Source organism: Pseudomonas sp. RL_105y_Pfl2_101, assembly GCF_963970585.1.
GTDB lineage: Bacteria > Pseudomonadota > Gammaproteobacteria > Pseudomonadales > Pseudomonadaceae > Aquipseudomonas.
The window spans coordinates 70,342-95,758 of the sequence record NZ_CAXAPG010000014.1 but is presented as its reverse complement, the minus strand read 5'-3'; the positions used below and the strand labels follow the sequence as shown (position 1 = coordinate 95,758).

The following is a 25,417-nucleotide window of genomic DNA, read 5'->3' as shown; positions in this document are numbered from 1 at the left end:
CCTAACGCTTGTGGCCAGTGTCCAGCTTGCGTTCCAAATGCATGGAATAGCGGGACATACCAAAACAGAAAATCCAGAACACCAGGGCGGCGAACACATAGCCTTCAGTCGCCATGCCCAGCCATTTCGGGTCGGCGGCGGCTTGCTTCACGCTGTTGAGCAGGTCGAACAGACCGATGATGATCACCAGGCTCGTGTCCTTGAACAATGCAATGAAGGTGTTGACGATACCCGGAATCACCAGCTTCAGGGCTTGCGGCAAAATCACCAGGCCCATGCTGCGCCAGTAACCCAGGCCCATTGCCGCAGCCGCTTCGTACTGACCCTTGGGAATGGCTTGCAGGCCACCGCGCACCACTTCGGCCACGTAGGCCGACTGGAACAGGATCACCCCGATCAGCGCCCGCAGCAGCTTATCGAAGTTCATGCCTTCGGGCAGGAACAGCGGCAGCATCACCGACGACATGAACAGTACAGTGATCAACGGCACGCCGCGCCAGAACTCGATGAACGTCACGCAGACGACGCGAATCGCTGGCATGTTCGAGCGCCGACCCAGGGCCAGGACGATACCCAGCGGCAATGCACCGGCGATACCGACGGTGGCAATCACCAGGGTCAGCATCAGGCCGCCCCATTGGCTGGTTGCCACGGTCTTCAGGCCGAATACGCCACCGTGCAGCAGGCACCAGGCGATGATCGGGTACAGTACCAGAAAGCTCAGGCCGTAGACCGCCTTACGCGGGAAGCGCGAGATGAACAGCGGCGCAACACCGAGCACGGCCAGCCACACGGTCAGATCAACGCGCCAGCGCAGGCCCGTCGGGTAATAGCCGTACATGAACTGGCCGAAACGCTGCTGGACGAACACCCAGCAGGCGCCGTCCTTGGTGCAGTCGGCCTGCGTGGTGCCGACCCAGTTGGCATCGAGGATCGCCCAACTGAGGATCGGCGGGACCACCAGGTAAATCAGGTAGAAGGCGAACAGCGTCAGCAGCGTATTGAGCCAGCTGGAGAACATGTTCGCGCGCATCCATGCCACCGGCCCGAACACTTTGCTCGGCGGCGGCATATCAGGTTTGAAAGTATGGGATGTCATGCGCTTTTCCTCACCGCTCGATCAGCGCAATGCGCTTGTTGTACCAGTTCATCAGCAAGGAAATGCTGATACTGATCGCCAGGTACACGCTCATGGTGATCGCGATCACCTCGATGGCCTGGCCGGTCTGGTTCAACACCGTGCCGGCAAACAGCGAAACCATTTCCGGGTAACCGATACCGGCCGCCAGCGAAGAGTTCTTCGCCAGGTTCAGGTATTGGCTGGTCAGCGGTGGGATGATCACACGCATGGCTTGCGGGATAATCACCTTGCGCAGGGTCGGCCCGTTGCGCAGGCCCAGCGAGTGAGCCGCCTCGGTCTGACCATGGCTCACCGACTTGATGCCCGAACGCACGATTTCGGCGATGAACGCCGCGGTGTACACCGTCAGCGCCAGGGTCAAGGCCAGCAATTCCGGGATCAGCACCCAACCACCGACGAAGTTGAAGCCTTGCAGCGTCGGCATTTCCCAACGCACAGGCGCGCCGAAGATGAGGGTGCACAGTGCCGGGATTGCCAGAAACAGCGCCAGGCCAACCCAGAATTTGTGGAACGGCTCGCCGGTTGCTTCGAAACGCTTATTCGCCCAGCGCGTCATCAGCACTACGGCAACGATGGCCAGCACGACGCTGACCACAAACGGCCAGTACCCGTCCGCAATCAGCGCGCCCGGCATGTTCAAACCCCGGCTGCTGACAAAGAAAGCGTCGCCGAAGTTATGGGCGGCCCGCGGCCCCGGCATGGTCAGGAACACCGCGAAGTACCAGAACAGGATCTGTAGCAGCGGCGGGATGTTGCGGAAAACCTCCACATAAACCGTCGCTACTTTGGCGATGATCCAGTTTTTCGACAGTCGGGCCACACCGACGATGAAACCGAGAATCGTCGCCAGGATGACACCGATGAATGTCACCAGCAGCGTATTGAGCAGCCCGATGACAAAGACGCGGGCATAACTGTCCGCCTCGGTATAGTCGATCAGGGTTTGAGCGATGCCGAAACCGGCACTACGCTCCAAGAAGCTGAAACCGGAAGTGATGCCCCGGTGCTCGAGGTTGGTCTGCGTGTTATCGAACAGAAACCAACCCAGCGAAATAACCGCCACGATGGTGACGATCTGAAATACCCACGCACGCACTCGTGGATCGCTGAGGCTGAGCCTCTGCTTAGGTGCGCCGATTGAATTTTGCATGAAGTGCCCCGCAAAGAATGGAACAGAACATCACCCGGTGGTTGGCCCACCGGGTGACAGAACCATCAGCGCACTGGTGGTGCGTATTGAATGCCGCCGTTGGTCCACAGCGCGTTCAAGCCGCGATCGATTTCCAGCGCGGTGCCTTTGCCGAGGTTGCGCTCGAACACTTCACCGTAGTTGCCGACTTGCTTGACGATCTGCACGACCCAGTCTTTCGGCAGTTTCAGGTCCTTGCCGTACTCACCGTCGGCACCGAGCATACGAGCCACATCAGGGTTCTTGGTGGACTTGGCTTCAGCCTCGACGTTTTTCGAAGTGATGCCGGCTTCTTCAGCATTGAGCATGGCGTAGCCAGTCCAACGCACAACGGCCAGCCACTCGTCATCGCCATTACGCACGACCGGGCCCAGGGGCTCCTTGGAGATGGTTTCCGGCAGAACCACATAGTCCTTCGGCGAAGCCAGCTTGCTGCGCTGGGCGAACAGCTGGGACTTGTCGGAGGTCAGTACGTCGCAACGGCCAGATTCCAGCGACTTGGCGCTTTCATCGGAGGTGTCGAAGGTGATCGGGGTGTATTTAAGGCCGTTGCCGCGGAAGTAGTCGGAAACGTTCAGTTCGGTGGTGGTACCGGCCTGGATGCAGATGGTTGCACCGTCCAGTTCCTTGGCGCTCTTGACGCCCAGCTTTTGGTTTACCAGGAAGCCGATGCCGTCGTAATAAGTAATGAAGCCTGGGAACTTCAGGCCCATGCCCGAGTCACGGGAACTGGTCATGGTGGTGTTGCGCGACAGGATGTCAATTTCACCAGACTGCAGTGCGGTGAAACGCTCCTTGGCGTTCAGTTGGCTGAATTTCACTTTGTTCGCGTCGCCGAAGACGGCGGCGGCCACAGCACGACAGAAGTCAGCGTCGATGCCCAGGATCTTGCCGGTCGAATCAGGCACCGAGAAACCCGGCAGGCCATCACTCACACCACATTGCACAAAACCTTTCTTCTGCACGGCATCCAGAGTTGCACCCGCCTGAGCGAACCCGCTGACACCAAGTACTGCTGCTGCAGTCACGACGGCCAGGGTGGATTTCAGTAACTTCATTCAAACCTCCAGTTTTGCTCTTGTTGTGTCGGAGCTCGAGCCCTGTCGCACCCTTTTGGGGCATTGCCGACCCTTGTTGGCTTTTTTTAGGGTCAACCGACGTCTGGACCTTCGCTATGAGTCTAATAATGAGGATGTCCGTAAACAGTGGTCATGCCCATCTCTCACCAATCGGCCGAACGGGCTGTAGCCCTTCACGTTCGCGAAGCCCGTAGCGGCTGTTGGCGAACATTCATCACCGGATTTCTGATATCCCATGCGTAGCGGTGAACTGATAGTGTTACCGCACAGCGTAAGAATCATCACTCAGGTACACACATAGCAAAGCCCGTACCAGACCGCTGCGCTTAGCCCTTGGAAAACACGTCAAGACAAAAACTTTCAACGTTGCGACATCTAATTAACTGAGACACCGGGCACGCACTGTAATAACGCACTGATTGGGCGCGCCCGCACAGATTTGGAGCACAACCATGACCGACCCCCTGATTCTCGAGCCCGAAAGCACCGCCGACGCGTGTGTTATCTGGCTCCACGGCCTGGGCGCCGATCGTTTTGATTTCCTGCCGGTCGCCGAAATCCTGCAGCACAGTTTGCTCAGCACACGTTTCGTTCTACCCCAGGCACCGACCCAACCAGTTACGATCAACGGCGGCTACGCCATGCCCAGTTGGTACGACATCCGGGCCTTGAGCCCGGCGCGGGCCATTGACGAACAGCAACTCGAAGTCTCGGCACAACGGGTCATCGATTTGATCGAAACCCAGCGAGCCTGCGGAATAGACGCCTCGCGAATTTTTTTGGCGGGTTTCTCCCAGGGCGGCGCGGTGGTCTATCACACGGCATTCGTGAAATGGCAGGGGCCTCTGGGCGGCGTGGTCGCACTGTCTACTTATGCACCGACTTTCAGCGATGAACTGCAATTGTCGGCCAGCCAGCAACGCATTCCGGTCCTGGCGCTGCACGGGCAATACGACGAAGTGGTACTCAACCCCATGGGCCGAACCGCGAAAGAGTATTTAACGCAACATGGTGTCACCGTGATATGGCAAGAATACCCAATGGGCCACGAAGTGTTACCCGAAGAGATCCGCGACATCGGCACCTGGCTGGCCGAGCGGTTGCGCTAATGAGGCTGATCACCACACCGGTCCTTTGACGATCACACTACGCCGCGCCCGTTTCTTGCATTACACTGGCCGGCGTACATTCCTTAACCAATCGATGAGATGACCGTGCTCAAAGCACTCAAGAAGATGTTCGGTAAAAGCGAGGCCGAGCAACTCGCGCCTGGCTCCACTGCGCCGACCCACGGCCCGAGCCGTACCGATGCACAACAACCGCGCCGCACTGCACCTGTTGCAGGCGCGACAAAAGAGTCGGTGACGCCGCCGACCGCCCAGCCTGTCACCGCCCCGGCAGCGGAAAAGCCACGCAACGAAGCCCCCAGGCCACGGCGTGAACGCGCACCGAAACCGCCGGTCGTCGCCTGGAAGCTTGAGGACTTCGTCGTAGAACCCCAGGAAGGCAAGACCCGCTTCCACGACTTCAAGCTCGCCCCGGAACTGATGCATGCCATCCAGGACCTGGGTTTCCCGTATTGCACGCCGATCCAGGCGCAGGTGCTGGGCTTCACCCTCGCGGGCAAAGACGCCATCGGTCGCGCCCAGACCGGCACCGGCAAGACCGCCGCGTTTCTGATCTCCATCATCACCCAGTTGCTCCAGACCCCGCCGCCCAAGGAACGCTACATGGGCGAGCCACGGGCGCTGATCATCGCGCCGACCCGCGAGCTGGTGGTGCAGATCGCCAAGGATGCCGCCGACCTGACCAAGTACACCGGCCTGAACGTCATGACGTTCGTGGGCGGCATGGACTTCGACAAGCAACTCAAGCACCTCGAAGCCCGCCACTGCGACATTCTGGTCGCCACGCCGGGCCGCCTGCTGGACTTCAACCAGCGCGGCGACGTGCACCTGGACATGGTCGAAGTGATGGTCCTGGACGAAGCCGACCGCATGCTCGACATGGGCTTCATCCCCCAAGTACGCCAGATCATTCGCCAGACCCCACCGAAAAGCGAACGCCAGACCCTGCTGTTCTCCGCCACCTTCACCGAAGACGTGATGAACCTGGCCAAGCAGTGGACCACCGACCCCGCCATCGTCGAGATCGAAGCCGAGAACGTCGCCAGCGAAAACGTCGAGCAACACATCTACGCAGTCGCCGGTGCCGACAAGTACAAGCTGCTCTACAACCTGGTCAACGACAACGGTTGGGAACGGGTGATGGTGTTCGCCAACCGCAAGGATGAAGTGCGGCGTATCGAAGAACGCCTGGTGCGCGATGGCGTCAACGCGGCCCAGCTCTCGGGCGACGTGCCGCAACACAAGCGCATCAAGACCCTCGAAGGCTTCCGCGAAGGCAAGATCCGTGTATTGGTCGCCACTGACGTGGCCGGTCGCGGCATCCACATCGACGGCATCAGCCACGTGATCAACTTCACCCTGCCGGAAGTGCCGGACGACTACGTGCACCGCATCGGCCGTACCGGTCGCGCCGGGGCCGCCGGGGTTTCGATCAGCTTCGCTGGTGAAGATGACTCTTATCAGTTGCCGTCGATCGAGGCGCTGCTGGGTCGCAAGATCAGTTGTGAAATGCCACCGACGCATTTGTTGCGACCGGTTGAGCGCAAGCGCCCTTAACCGTCTCTCATCGAGTAGGAGGCGGATTCACATCCGCCGTCCTCTCACACCACCGTACGTACGGTTCCGTATACGGCGGTTCAGGTTATACGGTTAAGTCGGTTTATCGTGTCCAGTATCGAGACCAGGCCGAAGTTGTCCCATCGTTTCTTCGCCAGCGCCTGATTCATATGTGACGCTCCCGAGTTCCACCATGGGCCGCGGCCATTGAACGCTGATTTGCAGGCCCGCTCCTCTTTGAGTCCCAGGCGCATCAGGTTGCGTGCCCTCGTGGAGGGCCACTTCCATTGACGCCAGAGGACGCAGCGAAGCTTGCGCCGCACCCAGCCGTCCAGTTCTTCAAGTGGCCTTCTGCTTCGGCTAAGCTGGAAATAGCCCGCCCAACCACGTAGTACCGGATTTATTCGCTCGATGATCGTAGCCATCTTGCAACCCTGTGCGCCGTGCAGCAGCTCTCTGAGCCGATCACGCAAGCGATTCAGGCTCATCGTTGCTACTTTCAGATTCGGCTGTTTATGCCAGCTCATCCCGTAACCCAAATAATCACAGACCCATGGCCGCGCCACACGGCTCTTTTCCCGATTCAGCGTTAGTTTCAAACGCTGATTCAGGAAGCGCTCAACCCCGGCCAGCACTCGTTCGCCAGCACGGCGACTGCGCACATAAATGTTCGCATCGTCGGCATAACGCACGAAGCGATGACCCCGCCGTTCCAGTTCGCGATCGAGTTCGTTGAGCAGGATGTTCGACAGCAACGACGAGAGCGGGCCGCCTTGTGGCGTCCCTTCCTGCCGTCGGCTGACGAGTCCGCCTGACATCGTTCCCGCTTCGAGATAGCGACGGATCAGTCTGAGCACACGCTTGTCTTCGATTTGACGCTCGATGTAGGCCATCAATACATCGTGATTGACCCGGTCAAAGAACTTTTCCAGATCAAGTTCCACGCACCAGCGGTGACCCACCACCACATGGGCACGGGCAGTTTCAATGGCTTGATGAGCGTTTCTACCCGGACGAAAACCGTAGCTGTAGTCCGAGAACAGAGGGTCGAAGATCGGCGTGAGCTGTTGCAGCAGGGCCTGCTGGATCAGGCGATCCACGACACAGGGTATGCCCAACTGCCGTGTTCCACCTTTGGGTTTTGGGATTTCAACAGCGCGCACACCTTGCCGGTGATACGCGCCGGCCAGCAACCGAGCCTTGAGAGTCGGCCAATACTGTTTCGTGTAGTCCGCCAGTTGATCGACCTTCATGCCATCGGCACCCGGTGCGCCCTTGTTGCTGACCACTCGTCGATAAGCACGCCTGAGGTTGGCCGGTGCAAGCACCCGCTCCATCAGCGTGTCCGGCTCCGCGTTCGTCCACGTCACAGACGCCGTCGATGCCTGCGCACTGCCAGCCGCAAACCCTGGATTCCGTCCAGAGCCTGGGGTTACAGCCCTCTTGTGGAGAGATTTCTGCTTTTCTGACATTCGACGAGACTCTGACGCCTACTGGCGGCATAACCTGTTCGGCCCTTGGTGACAGAGTCATTCGTCACTTACCACGGCCTCGGCTGACTTCTGCACGCTCATCCCGCCGCCTCTCGACGCTCGGTAGCACACTGGCAAGCGTGCAGATCTCCCAGGGTAATTCGCGCGACCTTCCTGCTTATGCCTGTCGGATATACGTCACACGTTCTGTGCAAGTATCGGGCTTTGACGATTGTGGCCGTCTTACCCCACTGTGCCGCCTCATCCGCTTCCTATTCGTCAGGCCAGCATTTTGCCTCGGGCTTCCTTCAGATTCGCAGTCACCCGCGACACCCTTGCCTCTGGCTAACACTTCCCCTTGCCGGGTGTGTAGAGGACTTTCACCTCCAAGTCGTTCGGCTCACCACCATAGTGAGCTGAACAGCGCCAGTCACGGCACTACGCGCCATGCCTGGCGCACCACAGAAAAAGCGCAGCCAGACAGGCTGCGCTTTTTTTGCCTCGGGATATTGCCCAACAAAACTAAAAGTCCATAATAGACAAAATAGTTTATAAAAGCGCTCCGGAGTCCACGATGTCCAGCACGCCTTATGTCATCACCCAAGCCCAGGCCCGAGAACTGCTCGGGCAAATCGACGTACCGCACATCCTGCGCAAGCTGTTCCGCGACCTCGCCGCCGGACAAGCAGTGCAGCCGCCCCAGCAACTGGTGGTATTTCCCCAGGGCGCCGGGGACTTCATCAACTACCTCGGGGTGCTGGCTGAAGACCAGGTCTACGGGGTCAAGACCTCGCCCTACATCGTGCGCGAGCAAGGCCCGCTGGTGACCGCCTGGACCTTGCTGATGTCGATGCAGACCGGCCAGCCGCTGCTGCTGTGCGATGCCGCCGAGTTGACCACCGCCCGCACCGCTGCCACCACGGCTGTTGCCGTCGATGCCCTCGCCCCGCACAACGCCCGGCGCCTGGCGGTCATTGGCAGCGGTGCCGTGGCGCGGGCACACGTGCAATACGTCAAGGGCCTGCGGGACTGGCAAGCGATCAGCCTCTATTCACCAGGCCTGAAGACCAAGTCAGCGCAAGCACTTGCCTCCATCACCGGCCTGGACCCACGCCTGCACATCGCCGACTCCCTTGAAGCCGCGCTGCATGACGCCGACGTGGTGATGCTCTGCACCTCGTCCGCCAAAGCGGTACTCGACCCGCAGACCCTGGGCAAACCGGCGCTGATCACCTCCATCAGCACCAACGCCCCACGCGCCCATGAAGTCCCCCCTCAAAGCCTCAACGACATGGACGTGTTCTGCGACTATCGTCAGACCACCCCGGGCTCGGCCGGTGAGATGCTGATGGCCGGCGAACTGCATGGCTGGGACGCGTCGCGCATTGTCGGCGATTTGCCCGAATTGCTCAGCGGACGGGTGGCGCGCCCAAGCTATGAACGCCATGTGTTCTTCCGTTCCATTGGCCTGGGGCTGGAAGACGTTGCGCTGGCGAATGCGCTTTACCGGTTGCATAACTGACACACCCATTTCCCCTTGTGGGAGCGAGCCTGCTCGCGATAGCGGTGTATCAGATAAAAATATGTGGCTGACACACCGCTATCGCGAGCAGGCTCGCCCCCACAGGTTCTCGGAAACGCCCAGCAATGTGCTCGACAGGAGAGCTTCATGACCTCAGCAGATTTCATCATCATCGGCGGCGGCATTGCTGGTGCTTCCACCGGTTACTGGCTGGCGCCCCACGGCCGGGTCATTGTGCTCGAACGCGAATCCCATCCGGCCTACCATTCCACCGGACGCTCGGCGGCGTTGTATACCGCCGCCTACGGCACCCCTCAGGTGCGGGCGCTGACCCAGGCCAGCCGGAATTTTTTCGACGCGCCGCCAGCCGGTTTCTGCGAGCACCCGCTGCTGACCCCGCGGGGCGAAATGACCGTGGACTTCACCGGTGACCCGGCCGAGTTGAACAACCAGTACCTCAGCGCCAAGGCCACGGTGCCGCAGATGCAACTGCTCAACGCCGACGAAGCCTGTGTGCGGTTGCCGATCCTGCGACGGGACAAGGTCCACGGGGCGATCTACGACCCCACGGCCTGCGACATCGACACCGATGCGTTGCACCAAGGCTACCTGCGCGGTATTCGTCGCAATGGCGGTGAAGTGCACACCCACAACGAGGTGCAGCAATTGAGCCGCGATGACCAGGGGTTATGGCAGGTGAAAACCGCCAACCAGACGTTCACGGCACCGCTTCTGATCAATGCAGCAGGTGCATGGGCCGATCACATTGCCGAAATGGCCGGCGCCCGGAAGCTGGGGCTGCAGCCCAAACGGCGTGCGGCCTTCATCTTCGCCGGGCCCGAAGGTGTGGACATCCATGATTGGCCGATGCTGGTGAGCCTGGACGAATCCTTCTACATGAAGCCCGACGCCGGCATGTTCCTCGGCTCGCCGGCCAACGCCGACCCGGTGGAACCCCATGACGTACAGCCGGAAGAGCTGGACATCGCCATGGGCATCTACCAGATCGAAGAAGCCACCACCCTGACCATCCGCCGCCCGACCCGCACCTGGGCCGGCTTGCGCAGTTTCGTCCCCGACGGTGACCTGCTGTCCGGTTTCGATCCTCAGGTGCCCGGGCTGTACTGGGTCGCGGCCCAGGGTGGCTACGGCATCCAGACTTCGCCGGCCATGGGCCAAGCCAGCGCGGCGCTGGTGCGTGGCGAACCGCTGCCCGAGGCCCTGGCCCGTTTCGGCCTGACCAGCACCATGCTGTCACCCAGGCGCCTGGGATGAACCCACTCAGGTGACGCATCGCCACGATTGCGGCACACTCCCCCGCGCCCCTGCTTCACGGGGCGCCGACGCTGCCTGGAGCCCTGCCATGAACACCCCTCACCCCGATCCGGCACTGGATAATTTCCGTACCATCGCCGACGCTATCGCCACGCTGTTCTACCCCCACGCCGAAGTGGTACTGCACGACCTGCGCAGCCAGAAAGTCGATTACATTGCCAATAACCTGTCCAAACGTGAAATTGGCGATGACTCGTCCCTGGAAGACATGCTCAGCGAGGACGTCAGCGAACGTAACATCGGGCCCTACGAAAAATTGAACTGGGACGGACAGAAGATTCGCAGCCTCAGCAGCGTACTGCGCGACGCCGACGGGCATCCGCTGGCGGTGCTGTGCATCAACCTGAATATTTCGCTGTTCGAGAATGCCAAGGCCGCGCTGGATCTGTTCCTGTCGCCCGGCAAGTTGATTCCTCAGCCGGATTCACTGTTTCGCGATGACTGGCAGGAGCGAATCAACACCTTCCTGCATGCCTGGATGCGCGAGCGTCAATTGAGCCTGAACCTGCTGACCCGCGACCACAAACGCGAGCTGGTGCTGGCGCTGCATGCCGAGGGCGCGTTTAAGGGCAAGAGCGCGTCCAACTACGTGGCCAATGTGCTGAACATGGGGCGGGCGACGGTGTACAAGCATTTGAAGGAGTTGAAGGGCTGAGGTTTTGTGTTGCCTGGCCTGACGCATTCGCGAGCAGGCTCGCACATTTGATCTCATTGCACACAGACATCGTGTACGACGCAAATCCCCTGTGGGAACGAGCCTGCTCGCGATAGCGATTGATCAATCGCCGTAGATGTCTGACTTGAAATATTTGCCCTGAATCTTCTGATACTCCCCATTGGCCCTAATCCCATCGATGGCCTTGTTCAAGTCCGTCACCAGTTGGGTATTGCCCTTGCGCACCGCGATACCGGCGCCTTCGCCGACGTATTTTGGGTCCTTGAGCTCGGGGCCGACAAAGGCGTAACCCTTGCCACGGGGCATCGACAGGAAGTCCTCCAGCGGAATGGTGTCGGCGAAAATCGCGTCTAGGCGACCGGATGCCAGGTCCATGTAGATTTCTTCGTTGTTGCTGTAGCGCTTGACGATCACACCCTTGGGTTCGAAGACTTCAGTGGCGTAGCGGTCAGTGGTGGTGGCCCGCTGCACACCGACGGTCTTGTCCTTGAGGCTGGCGTACTGGTCATCGACCACCGCCCCTTCCTTCATGACCAGGCGCGATGAGGTGAAGTAATACTTGTGGGTGAAATCCACCGATTTCTTGCGTTCTTCGGTGATGGTCATGGACGACAGCGCCAGGTCGATCTTCTTCACCTTGAGCGACGGAATCAGCCCGTCGAACTCACCTTCGATCCACTCGCACTTGACCTGCATCTGCGCGCACAGGGCATTGCCAATGTCGTAGTCGAAGCCCTCGATCTTCCCTTCCGAGGTCTTGGAAGCAAAGGGCGGGTACGCCGCCTCGATGCCGATGCGCAAGGTTTTCTCAGCGGCGAACAGGCTGCTTGAGGCCAACAGGCTCAAGGCCAGGCCGGTGATGAGGGGGAGTTTTTTCATGATCGATCTCTCGCGGGTTGTTGTTGGTTTGGCAGAGAAAGGTAGGGCGATGACTTTGTATGTACTTATAAGTCCATACTGGACTTTAATGTACATACCGTCAATTGGGGAAACAGGGGAATGTGATGGGAGGTTGCTGGCCCCTTCGCGAGCAGGGGAATCCGTGTCGTACACGACATTCGTGTGCCACGCCGATCAAATGTGGGAGCGAGCCAGCTCGCGATAGCGGACCATCAAGCTGCTCACTGCTTCCAGCGATCCGCCGCCGCATGATCACTGTCCCGCCCTTCGACCCAGCGCGGACCGTCGACCGTGTTTTCTTTCTTCCAGAACGGCGCTCGGGTCTTGAGGTAGTCCATGACAAAGGCGCAGGCATCGAACGCCGCCTGGCGATGGGCACTGGCCGCTGCGACGAAGACAATTGGCTCGCCCGGTTCCAGGGCACCGATACGGTGCAGCACCTCCAGCTTGAGCAGCGGCCAGCGCTGCTCGGCCTCGACGGCGATCTTGCCCAGGGCCTTTTCGGTCATGCCCGGGTAATGCTCCAGGAACATCCCGGACACATCGAGGCCGTCATTGAAGTCACGCACGTAGCCGACAAAACTCACCACCGCACCCACGCCGACATTGGCCGCGTGCATCGCGTTGACTTCATCCCCTGCGTCGAACGGTTCGACCTGCACACGAATAGCCATGGTTCAGCCTCCGGTCACGGTGGGAAAGAACGCCACTTCATCGCCGTCCGCCAGCGGTTCGTCGAGTTGGCACAGGTCTTCATTGCGCGCGCACATCAGGTTTTGTTCCTTCAGCACCTCGGCCCCGTCACGCTGGGCAAGCAGCACGCGCACATCGTCGACCGTGGCGAAATCGCCTTCCACCTTTACCGAATCCACGCCAAGCGCTTCACGGTAACGGGCAAAGAACTTCACGGTGATTTTCATGACGCATCCGCCTGGAAGTGACCGCTCTTGCCGCCGAGTTTTTCCAGCACCCGCACGCCTTCGATGGTCATGCCACGGTCGACGGCCTTGCACATGTCATAGATCGTCAGTGCCGCGACACTGGCGGCGGTGAGGGCCTCCATTTCCACGCCGGTCTGCCCCGACAGTTTGCAACGGGCGACGATGCGCACCCGGTCCTCACCTTCGGCATTGAGCTCGACCTTGACGCCAGTGAGCAGCAGCGGGTGGCAGAGCGGAATCAGGTCACTGGTTTTCTTGGCAGCCTGGATGCCGGCAATGCGTGCGACGGCGAACACATCGCCCTTGGGGTGACCGCCGCTGACGATCATCTTCAGCGTGTCGGGCAGCATGTGCACAAAGGCCTCGGCCGTGGCTTCACGGAACGTCACGGCCTTGTCGGTCACGTCGACCATATTGGCGCGACCTTGGGAATCGAGATGAGTCAGCACAGGGTTACTCCTGATCGGGAGTGTCGATTGTAAACCCGTGGGTCAGATTCCGGCAGGGCTGATTGTCGCACCTGCTTCCCTATTGGCTCTGTAACTGCAAATCCCCTGTGGGAGCAAGCTCGCACAGGGTTTTCGTTTACCCAGAAAAACCGGGCGACCATAGGGTCGCCCGGTTTGGCTGGGGTTACAGGTGAGATTCGGCGTATTCAGCCAGGATCGAGCGCGGTACGCCTTGCAGGGTGATGTGGACCCCGTTGGGGAAGTCCTTGAAGCGTTCGGTCAGGTAGGTCAGCCCGGAGCTGGTCGCGGACAGGTAAGGGGTGTCGATCTGCGCCAGGTTACCCAGGCACACCACTTTGGAACCGGCACCGGCACGGGTGATGATGGTTTTCATCTGGTGCGGGGTCAGGTTCTGGCATTCGTCGATCAGGATCAGGCTCTGCTGGAAGCTGCGCCCGCGAATGTAGTTGAGGGATTTGAACTGCAACGGCACTTTGCTGAGGATGTAGTCGACGCTGCCATGGGTGCTTTCGTCATCCATGTGCAAGGCTTCGAGGTTGTCGGTGATCGCCCCCAGCCACGGCTCCATTTTTTCCGCTTCGGTACCGGGCAGGAAACCGATTTCCTGGTCCAGGCCCTGCACGCTGCGGGTGGCGATGATGCGCCGGTAGCGCTTGCTGACCATGGTCTGCTCGATGGCAGCGGCCAGGGCCAGGATGGTCTTGCCGGAACCGGCGGCGCCGGACAGGTTGACCAGGTGGATATCCGGGTCGAGCAAGGCGAACAGGGCCAGGCTCTGGTAGATGTCACGAGGCTTGAGGCCCCAGGCTTCCTGGTGCAGCAGCGGTTCCTGGTGCAAGTCGAGGATCAGCAGTTTGTCGACCTGGATTTCCTTGATCCAGCCGACGAAGCCTTGTTCGTCGATGATGAACTCGTTGATGTGCACCGCCGGCAGGTTGTCGATCAACTGCACCTGGTGCCAGGTGCGGCCGTGGTCCTGGCGGGTCTCGACCTTGCTCACACGGTCCCAGAAGGAGCCTGTCATGGTGTGGTAGCCATTGGGCAACAGCGAGACGTCGTCGACCAGCTGGTCGGTGCTGTAGTCTTCCGCCGCGATCCCGCAGGCGCGGGCCTTGAGGCGCATGTTGATGTCTTTGGTCACCAGCACCACGGCCTGGTCCTGGGCGCGCGCGCGCAGGTCGATCAACTGGTTGATGATGATGTTGTCGTTCAGGTGTTCAGGCAGCACCAGGTTGGGTTCGGTGCGCTTGCTCATCAGGATCGAAAGCAGGCCCTTGGGACCACTTTTGCCGCGCTGGATCGGAACGCCGAGCTCAACGTCCTCCGGAGAGGCATCACCCAGGGTCTTGTCGATCAGGCGGATCGCCTGCCGACATTCGGCCGCTACGCTGTGGTGTCCGCCCTTGAGTTTGTCCAGTTCCTCAAGCACGGTCATCGGGATGGCAACGTGGTGTTCTTCGAAGTTCAGCAGGGCGTTTGGGTCGTGGATCAATACGTTGGTATCGAGTACATAGAGGATTGGCTGGTTGGAGGAAGGGCTACGTCCGTGGTCATCCATACTCGGTCACCTATGTGGGGGCCATTCGACGCAATACCGTGACAGTGCTGCGCCTCGAGGTAGCCACCGAATTCACCCGCGAGGATTCAGGTGAACTGCACACAATCTGGGTCTTGGAAGACGCCACCTGTGTTGCAGGTTTCGGCGGTCTGACTTCTTGATACTCCAAAAACCATGACAGGAAAAAGCACTTTGACGCTTTTTTGAAGTTTATTTTTCAGAGTGACGAATAACCCTTGGCGTACCGCCGTTGCGCCGTTAAAGTCGGAAGTCCGGTTGTCATGATTGCGCGCCGGTTTTCCCTCTTTCTCCAATGTTTCCGGGCCTTTTCAGGTTTCAGCGAAACGCTTCCTGGCAGTCCGCCCAACCGATCCCGCTTTGCGCCGTCTGCGCCATGAGCCAGGGCATTGCCGTTTTTACCCCATCCTGCTTGGCATTGAAATTGATCACCCCGTGGCGCCACAGCAGCATCAGGGTCAGTACGCGCTGGGCGCTTTGCTCAGGCTTGAGCCGATTGTTGCTGTCCTGGGGGTCGATGTCCCACAGCGCCACTTGCAAGCCCTGCTGGCGGAAGAACGCTTGCGCGTCGCCACGACGCTGGCCTTGGGGCGGACGGAACAGCGGTACGTAATTTTCGGGCAGCTTGCCCTTGACCAGCTCGACACTGCGTCGGACCGAGTCTTGCCAGTCCTGCCAATAGCTGTGGGAGCGGAACTCCCACCCCTGCACGCCCACACATTGTCTCGAATACAACGCCTGGAGATTGTTGACCGACCCCTCTTGCAACCGCGCTTGGATGTCCTTGCCCAGCACGAAGAAGGTGCCATTGATGTTCGCCTTGCGCAGGTATTCGGCCAGCCACGGGGTGTTGTCCGGCACGGCGTTGGCGGCGCTGTCGAAGGTCAGCAGGAACAGGCGGTCGTTCATGTCGTCGCCGTTTCGCTCGTAATCGCCGAAACGTTCGACTTCGCTGCTCGTTTGCGGAAAAAGTGCGGCTTTACGCAGCAGTTCGTCGCGATATTGGGTATGAAAAATCTGGCTCGGCGCGGCCCACTTGATGTAGTAGGAGTTGTCATCCAGATGGAACCTGCGCGCCTCTTCGCGCAGGCTCGCCATGTCCTCGACCAGGTAACAGAAGGACGCGTCCTGATCGCAGCTGCGCTGGGCAAAGTTGTAATTGACCAGCAGCCGCTGCCACAGCCGGGCACGAAGCGCGTCGATCGCAACCATATTGACCGTGCGCAACCCCAGGTACTGCTTGAGCGCGATTTCGTCCATGGCATCGACGTCCAGCAAGACCCGGGCGAACATCAGGATCTCGGCCCGCGAGGCCACGTCGAACAGCGTCGGGCTGGTGAGCTGTTCCGGCCAGGTGCTGCGGTCCAGGGTCGCGACGTCGTTGGGCGCGGCAATGGCAGCCAGGCTCAACAGCCAGGCCGATAACAGAAGAGCGATACGCAAAAGGGATGTCTCCATAACGAAACCCGCGCAGCATCATAGACGATCCTGGCGCAATACCCTTGTGGCCAGAGGACGCTGTGGGAGCAAGACTTGCCCGCGATAGCAGAGACGCGCGCCTTCAGAAATCAAGTTGCCGCAATCGCGAGCAAGTCTTGCGCCCACAACGCCCTCACCAAAAATGCCCGTCAATACTCGCCCATCCATCACCTATCACCCCAATAGCTGGAGTCCACCCGGACAACCCCCTAGAATCGCCGCACCCTCAAGGAGACGATTTCATGCTGATGGTGATATCCCCCGCCAAGACCCTCGATTACGAAACACCGCCGGCCACCGAGCGTTTTACCCAGCCGCAGTACCTGGATCACTCCCAGGCGCTGATCGAGCAACTGCGTGAACTCTCGCCAGCACAGATCAGCGAGCTGATGCACGTCTCCGACAAGATCGGCGGCCTCAATGCCGCGCGATTCGGCAGTTGGACGCCGGCGTTCACCCCGGCCAATGCCAAGCAGGCACTGCTGGCCTTCAAGGGCGACGTGTACACAGGCCTCGATGCGCAAAGCTTTGGCGACGCCGACTTCGACTACGCCCAGCAGCACCTGCGCATGCTCTCTGGCCTCTATGGCCTGCTGCGGCCACTGGACCTGATGCAACCCTATCGCCTGGAAATGGGCACGAAGCTGGCCAATGCCCGGGGCAAGGACCTTTATGCGTTCTGGGGCACGCGCATCAGCGAATGGCTGAACGAAGCCCTCGCCGACCAGGGCGACGACGTACTGCTGAACCTGGCTTCCAATGAATACTTCTCGGCGGTCAAGCGCAGCGCACTGAAAGCGCGCGTCATCGATACCGAATTCCGCGACCTGAAAAATGGCCAGTACAAAATCATCAGCTTCTACGCCAAGAAAGCCCGAGGCCTGATGAGTCGATTCGTGATTCAGGAACGGATCGACGACCCAGCAGCACTCAGCCAATTCGATGTACAGGGCTACCGCTTCAACGCTCAACAGTCGAGCCGGGACAAACTGGTTTTCCTGCGCGATCACGCCCCTGAATAAGGCACAAGCTTTATACCGCCCCCTGATTGGGGGCCTCCCTATTTGCCATCTTATCCCCCCGCCCGAATTGCCGACTTTATGGCGCCAATAAACCGACCATCTTCTACGCTAACTTTTCCTTCACTCGACACTCGTACGTTTTTTGCGTAGTGGCACCGATTTTTTTCATCGGTAGTGGCACAAAACTATCCACCCCTCCTAACTCCCCATTAATAAAGGACGAAACGGCAAGTGCCATCATATTGAAGGCAGTGCCATCTTCGATAATATTTCGAAAAATTTCGAAAATCGTGATGAGTGGATCGGAACTATGTGAAATCGCATGGCTCATACCATCCGTAACGATTCTCGGCGAGCGTGTACGAGATAACTTACAAAGGATGGCGAACGGATTAACCAAGTTGTCACGGCAACTTAGCGAAACGGTCGCCTATTGAGCTTCACCCTTATAAGGACAGGAGATAACGCACCATTACTATCCCCTACAAGGCCAAGGCTGCGCCCCTACAACGTGCTCACCCGAGCACACAAGCTTCTGATTTTGTCGGCTTTTTGCCAGAGATCGGAAGTAAAGGACCTTTGCACAAGCGTTCTCGACAACGAGGACTGGCTGCATAACAGGGCAGGTCATAATAACTAGGCCACATTGCGCACAACTTGAGTGCATTTATTTAGACACTCGGAACTTAGTATGCCTGCACGCGGTATTGTGGCGCCTGCATTCCACACTTCCGAGTGCACTATGACCGCTGAACACTATTAACTCCGGCCATTTTAGTGGCACGAAAAACAGAGGGAAATGCGATGCGCATTAGCATATTTGGTTTGGGTTACGTCGGTGCAGTATGTGCCGGTTGCCTGTCTGCACGGGGCCATGATGTAGTTGGCGTAGATGTCGCCAAAGACAAAATCGACATGATCAACGCTGGCAAATCGCCAATCGTTGAACCAGGTCTTGGCGAGCTATTGGCGCAGGGCATTCAAACAGGCCGACTGCGCGGCACGACCAACTTCGCCGAAGCCATTCGCGATACTGACCTGTCGATGATTTGTGTCGGTACACCGAGCAAAAAGAACGGCGACCTGGAACTGAACTACATCGAAGCTGTGTGCCGCGAGATCGGTTTTGTCCTGCGTGACAAGACCACCCGCCACACTATCGTGGTTCGCAGCACCGTGCTGCCAGGCACCGTGGCGAATGTGGTCATTCCGATTCTGGAAGACTGCTCCGGCAAAAAAGCCGGTGTCGATTTCGGCGTCGCGGTCAACCCTGAATTCCTGCGTGAAAGCACCGCGATCAAGGACTACGACCTGCCACCGATGACCGTCATCGGTGAGTTCGACAAAGCCTCCGGTGACGTTCTGCAATCGCTGTACGAAGAGCTCGATGCGCCGATCATCCGCAAGGACATCGCCGTCGCCGAGATGATCAAGTACACCTGCAATGTCTGGCACGCCACCAAGGTGACCTTCGCCAACGAGATCGGCAACATCGCCAAGGCCGTCGGCGTCGATGGCCGTGAAGTGATGGACGTGGTCTGCCAGGACAAGACCCTGAACCTGTCCCAGTACTACATGCGCCCAGGCTTCGCCTTCGGCGGCTCCTGCCTGCCCAAGGACGTTCGCGCCCTGACCTACCGTGCAGGTTCCCTGGACGTGGAAGCGCCGCTGCTCAACTCTCTGATGCGCAGCAACGAATCCCAGGTGCAGAACGCCTTCGATATCGTTTCCAGCCACGACAAGCGCAAAGTCGCCCTGCTGGGCCTGAGCTTCAAGGCCGGTACCGACGACCTGCGTGAAAGCCCGCTGGTAGAGCTGGCGGAAATGCTGATCGGCAAGGGTTTCGACCTGAAAATCTACGACAGCAACGTCGAATACGCCCGCGTCCACGGTGCGAACAAGGATTACATCGAGTCGAAGATTCCTCACGTCTCGTCCTTGCTCAACGCCGACTTCGACTCGGTGATCGACAGCTCCGACATCATCATCCTGGGCAACCGCGACGAGAAGTTCCGCGCGCTGACCGAGAACGTACCGGAAGGCAAGCAGGTCATCGACCTGGTCGGCTTCATGTCCAAGGCCACCAACCCGAGTGGCCGGACCGAAGGCATCTGCTGGTAAGTCTGTTTGCCGGCCGGGGCATGCCCCGGCCGGCCTTTCGCCTGCCTTAACCCATCGGGCCGCCCACAAGGCCCGCCCGAGATAGAGACGGATGCAGATTATGCACAGGCTAAAGCACGGCCTGCTTCAGGCCGCCGGTTGGCTGTTTTACTTGAGTTTATTGATGGGCATCGCCATGGCGCTGCCCACGTCCACGTTCGACTCCGAATCCAAGGACTTCATCTTCCTGATCGGCGCCGTGGGCATCTGGCGTTACTCCATGGGAGCAACGCATTTCGTGCGCGGCATGATCTTCCTGTACATCGTCTACCCGCACCTGCGCCGCAAGGTACGCAAGCTGGGCAAGGCGGCGGATCCGTCCCATGTGTACCTGATGGTCACCAGCTTCCGGATCGATGCGCTGACCACCGCTCAGGTGTATGGCTCGGTGATTCGCGAGGCCATCGAATGCGGGCTGCCCACCACCGTGGTTTGCTCCATCGTGGAAATGTCCGACGAACTGCTGGTCAAGAGCCTCTGGGCCCGCATGAACCCGCCAGCACGGGTCAAGCTGGACTTCGTGCGCATCCCTGGCACCGGCAAGCGCGACGGCCTGGCCTTTGGTTTCCGCGCCATCTCCCGCCACTTGCCGGACGACCGCGCCGTGGTAGCGGTGATCGACGGCGACACCGTGCTCGCCGAAGGCGTCGTGCGCAAGACCGTGCCCTGGTTCCAGCTGTTCGGCAACGTCGGCGGCCTGACCACCAACGAGTTCTGCGAAGTGCGCGGCGGCTACATCATGAGCGAATGGCACAAGCTGCGTTTCGCCCAGCGTCACATCAACATGTGCTCCATGGCCTTGTCCAAGCGCGTGCTGACCATGACCGGCCGCATGTCGGTGTTCCGCGCCACCGTGGTCACCAACCCGGACTTCATCGCCGACGTGGAAAGCGACTCGCTGCAACACTGGCGCCTGGGTCGCTTCAAGTTCCTGACCGGCGATGACAAATCGAGCTGGTTCAGCCTGATGCGCCTGGGCTACGACACGTTCTACGTGCCCGATGCGGCGATCAACACCGTTGAGCACCCGCCGGAGAAGAGCTTCATCAAGGCCAGTCGCAAGCTGATGTTCCGCTGGTACGGCAACAACCTGCGGCAGAACTCCCGGGCACTTGGCCTGGGCATGAAGCGTCTGGGTCTATTCACCTCGGTGGTGCTGTTCGACCAGCGCGTGTCGATGTGGACCTCGCTGCTGGGCCTGACCGTGGCACTGATCGCCAGCTTCAAGTACGGCACCGCGTTCATCCTGGTGTACCTGCTGTGGATCGGCATCACGCGGTTGCTGCTGACCCTGTTGCTGTCGTGCTCCGGACACCGGATCGGCCCTGCCTACCCGGCGATTCTCTATTACAACCAGATCGTCGGGGCCCTGGTGAAGATCTACGTGTTCTTCCGCCTCGATCAACAGTCCTGGACCCGCCAGCCCACCCACCTGACCCGTGATCTCGCCAGCTTTCAACGGTGGTTCAACACTTGGTCGTCTCGGACCATGACCTTCTCCGCCGGCAGCATTTTTGTCGCCGTGCTGCTGACGATGGTCTGACCGGACTTGAATGAATTAACTAGGAAATCGCCCCTATGAACACCGCCGTGAATGTCAACGTAGTGCATGAATCCGAAGCCCAGCGCCAACACGCCCGGGTCAAAATCCCGGCCAAGCTGCGCTTCTTCGGCCCTGACCGTACGCCGATGGAAGTCAAGGTCCTGGACCTGTCCGCCGGTGGCCTGAGCTTCAACGCCGGCCAGATGGCCCTCAAGACCGGGGAGGCCTACAAGGGTCGCCTGCAGTTCGTCATCGACAACCTTGGCCTGGCCATAGACGTGGAATTGCAGATCCGTTCCTACGACCGCCAGACCGGCCGCACCGGTTGCCAGTTCCAGAACCTGGAGCCTCGGGACATCTCGACACTGCGTCACATCATCACCTCGCACCTGGCCGGCGACATCGTCGGTGTCGGCGACGTGCTGGCAACCCTGCAGCGCGATAACTTCACCAAGGCTCGCAAGCAGAAAGACGAAAACGGTGGCATGAGCGCCTTCGGCCGCCTGCGCGCCGTGACCTTCAGTTTGGGGATATTCGTCGTTGGCGTGGCAGCGTTCGGTTTCGTCTTCAAGTCGGTGTACGGCATGTACTTCGTCAGCCATGCCCAGGCCGGCCTGGTGAACGTACCGGGCATGGCCATTACCATGCCGCGTGACGGCACCGTGCAGAGCCTGGTCCAGGCCGACGGCGTGGCCGCCAAAGGCGCCCCGCTGGCGACCTTCAGCACCAGCATGCTCGATGTGCTCAAGGGTCACCTGGACGATAACCAGTTGCAGCCGGCCAAGGTCGAGGAGCTGTTCGGTAAGCAAATGACCGGCACCCTGACGTCGCCGTGCGACTGCATCGTGACCCAACAGTTAGTGTCCGACGGTCAGTACGCCAGCAAGGGCGACGTGATCTTCCAACTGGTCCCACGGGGCACCGAAGCCAACGTCGAAGCGCGCTTCTCTTATCGCCAGTTCGGCGACGTACGCCCAGGCACTGCGGTCAGCTTCCAGGTCGCCGGTGAAGACACCACCCGAACCGGCAAGATCGTCAACAGCACCAGCCTGAAAAGTGCCGACCTGTCCTCCGATATCCGTGTGCTGATCCAACCTGACGAACCCCTGGACAGCTCGCTGGCCGGCCGGCCGGTAGAAGTCACCAGCGACCGTGGCCCGAACCTGAACTGGCTGATCGACAAAGCCATGGCCGTCGGTATTTAAGTCGAGGATATGCCCGTGATCACTCCACAAAACAACAATGCACCGCATTCCCTGTGGGAGCGAGCCTGCTCGCGATGGGATCGACGCGGTCTGTCTGGTACACCGAGCGGCCTGCATCGCGAGCAGGCTCGCTCCCACACACGTGCATTCTGTGCGCTGGCGCTGGCCGTGAGCCTGGCCGGTTGCGCCGGCCTGCCCGATCAACGCCTGGCCAACGAAGCCCTCAAGCGCGGCGACACGGCGCTGGCGCAGCAGAACTATCAGCAACTGGCAGACCTGGGCTACAGCGAAGCCCAGGTCGGCCTGGCCGACATCCAGGTGGACAGCCGCGACCCCGAGCAGATGAGAAAAGCCGAGGCGACTTACCGCGCTGCCGCCGATATCTCGCCACGGGCCCAGGCTCGCCTGGGTCGCCTGCTGGTGGCCAAGCCCGGTTCCACTGAAGCTGAAAAGCACGAAGCCGAAGGCCTGCTGAAGGAAGCCTTCGCCAACGGTCAAGGTGGCACCCTGATCCCGCTGGCGATGCTGTACCTGCAATATCCCCACAGCTTCCCGAACGTGAACGCTCAGCAGCAGATCAACCAATGGCGCAGTGCCGGTTACCCGGAAGCGGGCCTGGCGCAGATTCTGCTCTACCGCACCCAAGGCACCTACGACCAGCACCTGGACGAAGTCGAGAAAGTCTGCAAGGCCGCGCTGGCGACCACGGACATCTGCTACGTCGAACTGGCCACGGTCTATCAAAAGCGCGGCCAGCCGGAACAGCAGGCCGAGTTGCTCAAGCAGATGCAAGACGGTCACGCCCGTGGCGTCGTATCCGCTCAACGCGTGGACAGCGTCGCCAGCGTCCTGGCCGATGCCAGCCTGGGCAAGACCGACGAAAAAACCGCCCAGTCGTTGCTCGAAGGCATCGCCCCGGGCTATCCCGCTGCCTGGGTCAGCCTGGCACAGCTGCTCTACGACTTCCCGGAACGGGGTGACGTCGACAAGATGATGCAGTACCTGGAAAACGGCCGCGCCGCCGATCAGCCGCGCGCCGAGCTGTTGCTGGGCAAACTTTACTACGAAGGCAAGTGGGTCCCGGCCGATGCCAAGGTCGCCGAGGCGCATTTCCAGAAAGCCGTTGGCCGCGAAGTGGCCGCCGACTACTACCTCGGCCAGATCTATCGCCGCGGTTACCTGGGCAAGGTGTACTCGCAAAAAGCCCTGGACCACCTGCTCAAGGCCGCCCGCAACGGCCAGAACAGCGCCGACTTTGCCATTGCCCAGCTGTTCTCCCAGGGCAAGGGCACCAAGCCCAACCCGGTCAACGCCTATGTGTTCAGCCAGTTGGCCAAGGTGCAGAACACCCCGCAAGCCATCGAGCTTGCCCAAACCCTCGAAGCACAATTGCCGCCGCAGCAACTTGCACAAGCGCAACGCCTGCTGCAACAAGAGCAGGCCGTTCGCGGCTCGATGAGCCCCGATACGCTGGAACTGCAAGCCCTAAAAGAAGATGACGGCGAGGAACCTCTATGAAGCTTTTGAAGCTCAATCCTTTTGTGCAGGCTGGTATTGGCCTGTCGTTTGCCCTGCTGTGGTCCTGCCCGACCCTGGCGGCGCTGACCGAGAGCAAGAATTTCGGCCTGGAAGTGAAAATCACCGGCCAGTCCGAAGACGACCGCGACCTCGGCACCCAGAGCGGTGGCGACGTCAACGGTGTCGGCTTGGATCTGCGTCCGTGGGTCTACGGTGAAAGCGGCGCCTGGAGCGCCTATGCCATGGCCCAGGCCGTGACGTCCAGCGACATCATCGAGACCGACACCCTGCAACAGTCCGATGGCAGCACCCAGCAAACCGACAGCGGTGATCGCGAAGCCAAGAAAAGCTACCTGGCCATGCGTGAGTTCTGGATTGGCTACAGTGGCCTGACCCCCTACCCGGGCGAGCAGTTGAAGTTCGGTCGCCAGCGCCTGCGCAATGACGACGGCCAATGGCGCGACACCAACATCGAAGCCCTGAACTGGACCTTCGACACCACCTTGCTGCGGGCCAACCTCGGCGTGGCCGAACGCTTCAGCGAATACCGCACCGACCTCAAGGAATTGTCCCCCAAGGACAAGGACCGCCTGCACGTCTACGGCGACGTGGGCTACCAGTGGATGCCAGGCCAGTGGGCCGGTATCCGTGCCCACCACTCCCATGACGACGGCAGCCTCGACTACCCGACCCCGGGCGAAGCCACCGACACCCTGGACAAGACCGAGAACGGTGACTTGACCTGGCTCGGCCTGGAAGCCAACAGCGACGCCTACAACTGGCGCAACACCAACACCGTCAACTATTGGGCCAGCCTTACCGGCATGACCGGCGAACGTGACAGCGTCAACCCGCTCAACGCCGACGGCACGCGCCCGGCGCAAGCCAAGCACAGCGATGACGTGGACGGCTGGGCCACTGACTTGGGTATCCGCCTGCGTCTGGACCCGCAATGGCAAGTCGGTGCGGCCTATGCCCGCGCCAGCGAGGACTACGAACAGAACGGCCTGCAAAGCAACCGTTCGAACTTCACCGGTACCCGCTCGCGCGTGCATCGTTTCGGCGAAGCGTTCCGTGGGGAAATGGCCAACACCCAGAGCGCCAGCCTGTTCGGTTCCTGGCAGTTGCGTGACGAATACGACGCCAGCCTTGTGTACCACAAGTTCTGGCGCGTGGACGGCAACAAGCCGGTGGGCAGCAACGGCATCAACGCCGTGGAAAACAACACCGACGATGTGACCGGCGCGATCCTGTCCACCTCGACCCTGCCGCTGCGTGATGGCAACAAGGACCTGGGCCAGGAAGTCGACCTGGTTGTCACCAAGTACTTCAAGCAAGGCCTGCTGCCAGCCGCGCTGAGTCAGTCCATTGATGAGCCGTCGGCGCTGGTGCGCTTTCGTGGCGGCGTGTTCAAGCCAGGCGACGCTTACGGCAAAGAGGTCGATTCGTACATGCATCGCGCCTTTGTCGACGTGATCTGGCGCTTCTGATGCGAATGGCCATGG

The 25,417-nt window shown here is 60.1% G+C and carries 21 protein-coding genes; 11 read left to right on the top strand and 10 right to left on the bottom strand.

Features of this window, described 5'->3' with window-relative positions:
- Position 1 precedes the first annotated feature (1 nt).
- The 3 genes from AACY31_RS16775 to AACY31_RS16765 all read right to left on the bottom strand — a co-directional run bounded on the left by AACY31_RS16775 (position 2) and on the right by AACY31_RS16765 (position 3,388).
- Positions 2 to 1,099, bottom strand: coding sequence for an amino acid ABC transporter permease (locus AACY31_RS16775; RefSeq protein ID WP_339478184.1), 1,098 nt, complete (start codon positions 1,097 to 1,099; stop codon positions 2 to 4).
- Between the two features lie 10 nt (positions 1,100 to 1,109).
- On the bottom strand, positions 1,110 to 2,291 hold the full coding sequence (locus AACY31_RS16770; protein ID WP_339478182.1) for an amino acid ABC transporter permease: 1,182 nt from the start codon (positions 2,289 to 2,291) through the stop codon (positions 1,110 to 1,112).
- Between the two features lie 65 nt (positions 2,292 to 2,356).
- Complete coding sequence (locus tag AACY31_RS16765) at positions 2,357 to 3,388, bottom strand: amino acid ABC transporter substrate-binding protein (protein WP_339478180.1); 1,032 nt, start codon at positions 3,386 to 3,388, stop codon at positions 2,357 to 2,359.
- 473 nt (positions 3,389 to 3,861) lie between these two features.
- On the opposite strand from AACY31_RS16765, the gene AACY31_RS16760 reads away from it, so the two are divergent.
- Complete coding sequence (locus AACY31_RS16760) at positions 3,862 to 4,518, top strand: alpha/beta hydrolase (protein WP_339478177.1); 657 nt, start codon at positions 3,862 to 3,864, stop codon at positions 4,516 to 4,518.
- A gap of 99 nt (positions 4,519 to 4,617) precedes the next feature.
- On the top strand, positions 4,618 to 6,093 hold the full coding sequence (gene rhlB / locus AACY31_RS16755; protein WP_339493014.1) for an ATP-dependent RNA helicase RhlB: 1,476 nt from the start codon (positions 4,618 to 4,620) through the stop codon (positions 6,091 to 6,093).
- Positions 6,094 to 6,173: 80 nt separating this feature from the next.
- Here the strand turns inward: rhlB and ltrA are convergent, their stop codons facing one another.
- Positions 6,174 to 7,463, bottom strand: coding sequence for a group II intron reverse transcriptase/maturase (gene ltrA, locus AACY31_RS16750; protein WP_445261554.1), 1,290 nt, complete (start codon positions 7,461 to 7,463; stop codon positions 6,174 to 6,176).
- Between the two features lie 676 nt (positions 7,464 to 8,139).
- On the opposite strand from ltrA, the gene AACY31_RS16745 reads away from it, so the two are divergent.
- From AACY31_RS16745 to AACY31_RS16735, 3 genes are all read left to right on the top strand, one after another.
- Positions 8,140 to 9,087, top strand: coding sequence for an ornithine cyclodeaminase family protein (locus AACY31_RS16745; protein ID WP_339478172.1), 948 nt, complete (start codon positions 8,140 to 8,142; stop codon positions 9,085 to 9,087).
- Positions 9,088 to 9,234: 147 nt separating this feature from the next.
- Positions 9,235 to 10,362 carry an NAD(P)/FAD-dependent oxidoreductase gene (locus AACY31_RS16740; RefSeq protein ID WP_339478169.1) on the top strand — a complete coding sequence of 376 codons (1,128 nt, stop codon included), beginning with the start codon at positions 9,235 to 9,237 and terminating at the stop codon, positions 10,360 to 10,362.
- Positions 10,363 to 10,450: 88 nt separating this feature from the next.
- The gene (locus tag AACY31_RS16735; RefSeq protein ID WP_339478167.1) at positions 10,451 to 11,077 is read left to right on the top strand and encodes a helix-turn-helix transcriptional regulator; all 627 of its coding nucleotides are present in this window, start codon (positions 10,451 to 10,453) and stop codon (positions 11,075 to 11,077) included.
- Between the two features lie 123 nt (positions 11,078 to 11,200).
- Here the strand turns inward: AACY31_RS16735 and AACY31_RS16730 are convergent, their stop codons facing one another.
- The 6 genes from AACY31_RS16730 to AACY31_RS16705 form a co-directional block, all read right to left on the bottom strand.
- Entirely contained in the window at positions 11,201 to 11,977 is a 777-nt protein-coding gene (locus tag AACY31_RS16730; protein ID WP_339478164.1) for an ABC transporter substrate-binding protein, read from the bottom strand.
- Positions 11,978 to 12,219: 242 nt separating this feature from the next.
- Complete coding sequence (gene moaE / locus AACY31_RS16725) at positions 12,220 to 12,672, bottom strand: molybdopterin synthase catalytic subunit MoaE (protein WP_339478162.1); 453 nt, start codon at positions 12,670 to 12,672, stop codon at positions 12,220 to 12,222.
- Positions 12,673 to 12,675: 3 nt separating this feature from the next.
- Positions 12,676 to 12,918 carry a MoaD family protein gene (locus AACY31_RS16720; RefSeq protein WP_339478160.1) on the bottom strand — a complete coding sequence of 81 codons (243 nt, stop codon included), beginning with the start codon at positions 12,916 to 12,918 and terminating at the stop codon, positions 12,676 to 12,678.
- A complete protein-coding gene (gene moaC / locus AACY31_RS16715) occupies positions 12,915 to 13,388 on the bottom strand; it encodes a cyclic pyranopterin monophosphate synthase MoaC (RefSeq protein ID WP_339478157.1) in 474 nt (157 codons plus the stop codon). The genes AACY31_RS16720 and moaC overlap by 4 nt, the downstream gene beginning before the upstream one ends.
- 184 nt (positions 13,389 to 13,572) lie before the next feature.
- Positions 13,573 to 14,967, bottom strand: a complete 1,395-nt coding sequence (locus AACY31_RS16710) for a PhoH family protein (protein WP_339478153.1) — start codon at positions 14,965 to 14,967, stop codon at positions 13,573 to 13,575.
- Between the two features lie 336 nt (positions 14,968 to 15,303).
- Positions 15,304 to 16,428, bottom strand: a complete 1,125-nt coding sequence (locus AACY31_RS16705; RefSeq protein WP_339478151.1) for a polysaccharide deacetylase family protein — start codon at positions 16,426 to 16,428, stop codon at positions 15,304 to 15,306.
- A 278-nt stretch (positions 16,429 to 16,706) separates the two neighbouring features.
- Here AACY31_RS16705 and yaaA point away from each other — a divergent pair, with 278 nt between their 5' ends.
- From yaaA to AACY31_RS16675, 6 genes are all read left to right on the top strand, one after another.
- A complete protein-coding gene (yaaA, locus tag AACY31_RS16700) occupies positions 16,707 to 17,486 on the top strand; it encodes a peroxide stress protein YaaA (protein ID WP_339478149.1) in 780 nt (259 codons plus the stop codon).
- Between the two features lie 804 nt (positions 17,487 to 18,290).
- The gene (locus AACY31_RS16695) at positions 18,291 to 19,607 is read left to right on the top strand and encodes a nucleotide sugar dehydrogenase (RefSeq protein WP_339478145.1); all 1,317 of its coding nucleotides are present in this window, start codon (positions 18,291 to 18,293) and stop codon (positions 19,605 to 19,607) included.
- 100 nt (positions 19,608 to 19,707) lie between these two features.
- On the top strand, positions 19,708 to 21,189 hold the full coding sequence (gene alg8 / locus AACY31_RS16690) for a mannuronan synthase (RefSeq protein WP_445261553.1): 1,482 nt from the start codon (positions 19,708 to 19,710) through the stop codon (positions 21,187 to 21,189).
- Positions 21,190 to 21,224: 35 nt separating this feature from the next.
- The gene (locus AACY31_RS16685; protein WP_339478143.1) at positions 21,225 to 22,394 is read left to right on the top strand and encodes an alginate biosynthesis protein Alg44; all 1,170 of its coding nucleotides are present in this window, start codon (positions 21,225 to 21,227) and stop codon (positions 22,392 to 22,394) included.
- A gap of 15 nt (positions 22,395 to 22,409) precedes the next feature.
- Complete coding sequence (gene algK, locus AACY31_RS16680; RefSeq protein ID WP_445261552.1) at positions 22,410 to 23,912, top strand: alginate biosynthesis TPR repeat lipoprotein AlgK; 1,503 nt, start codon at positions 22,410 to 22,412, stop codon at positions 23,910 to 23,912.
- A gap of 5 nt (positions 23,913 to 23,917) precedes the next feature.
- Complete coding sequence (locus AACY31_RS16675) at positions 23,918 to 25,402, top strand: alginate export family protein (protein WP_339478260.1); 1,485 nt, start codon at positions 23,918 to 23,920, stop codon at positions 25,400 to 25,402.
- The last annotated feature ends 15 nt before the right edge of the window (positions 25,403 to 25,417 follow it).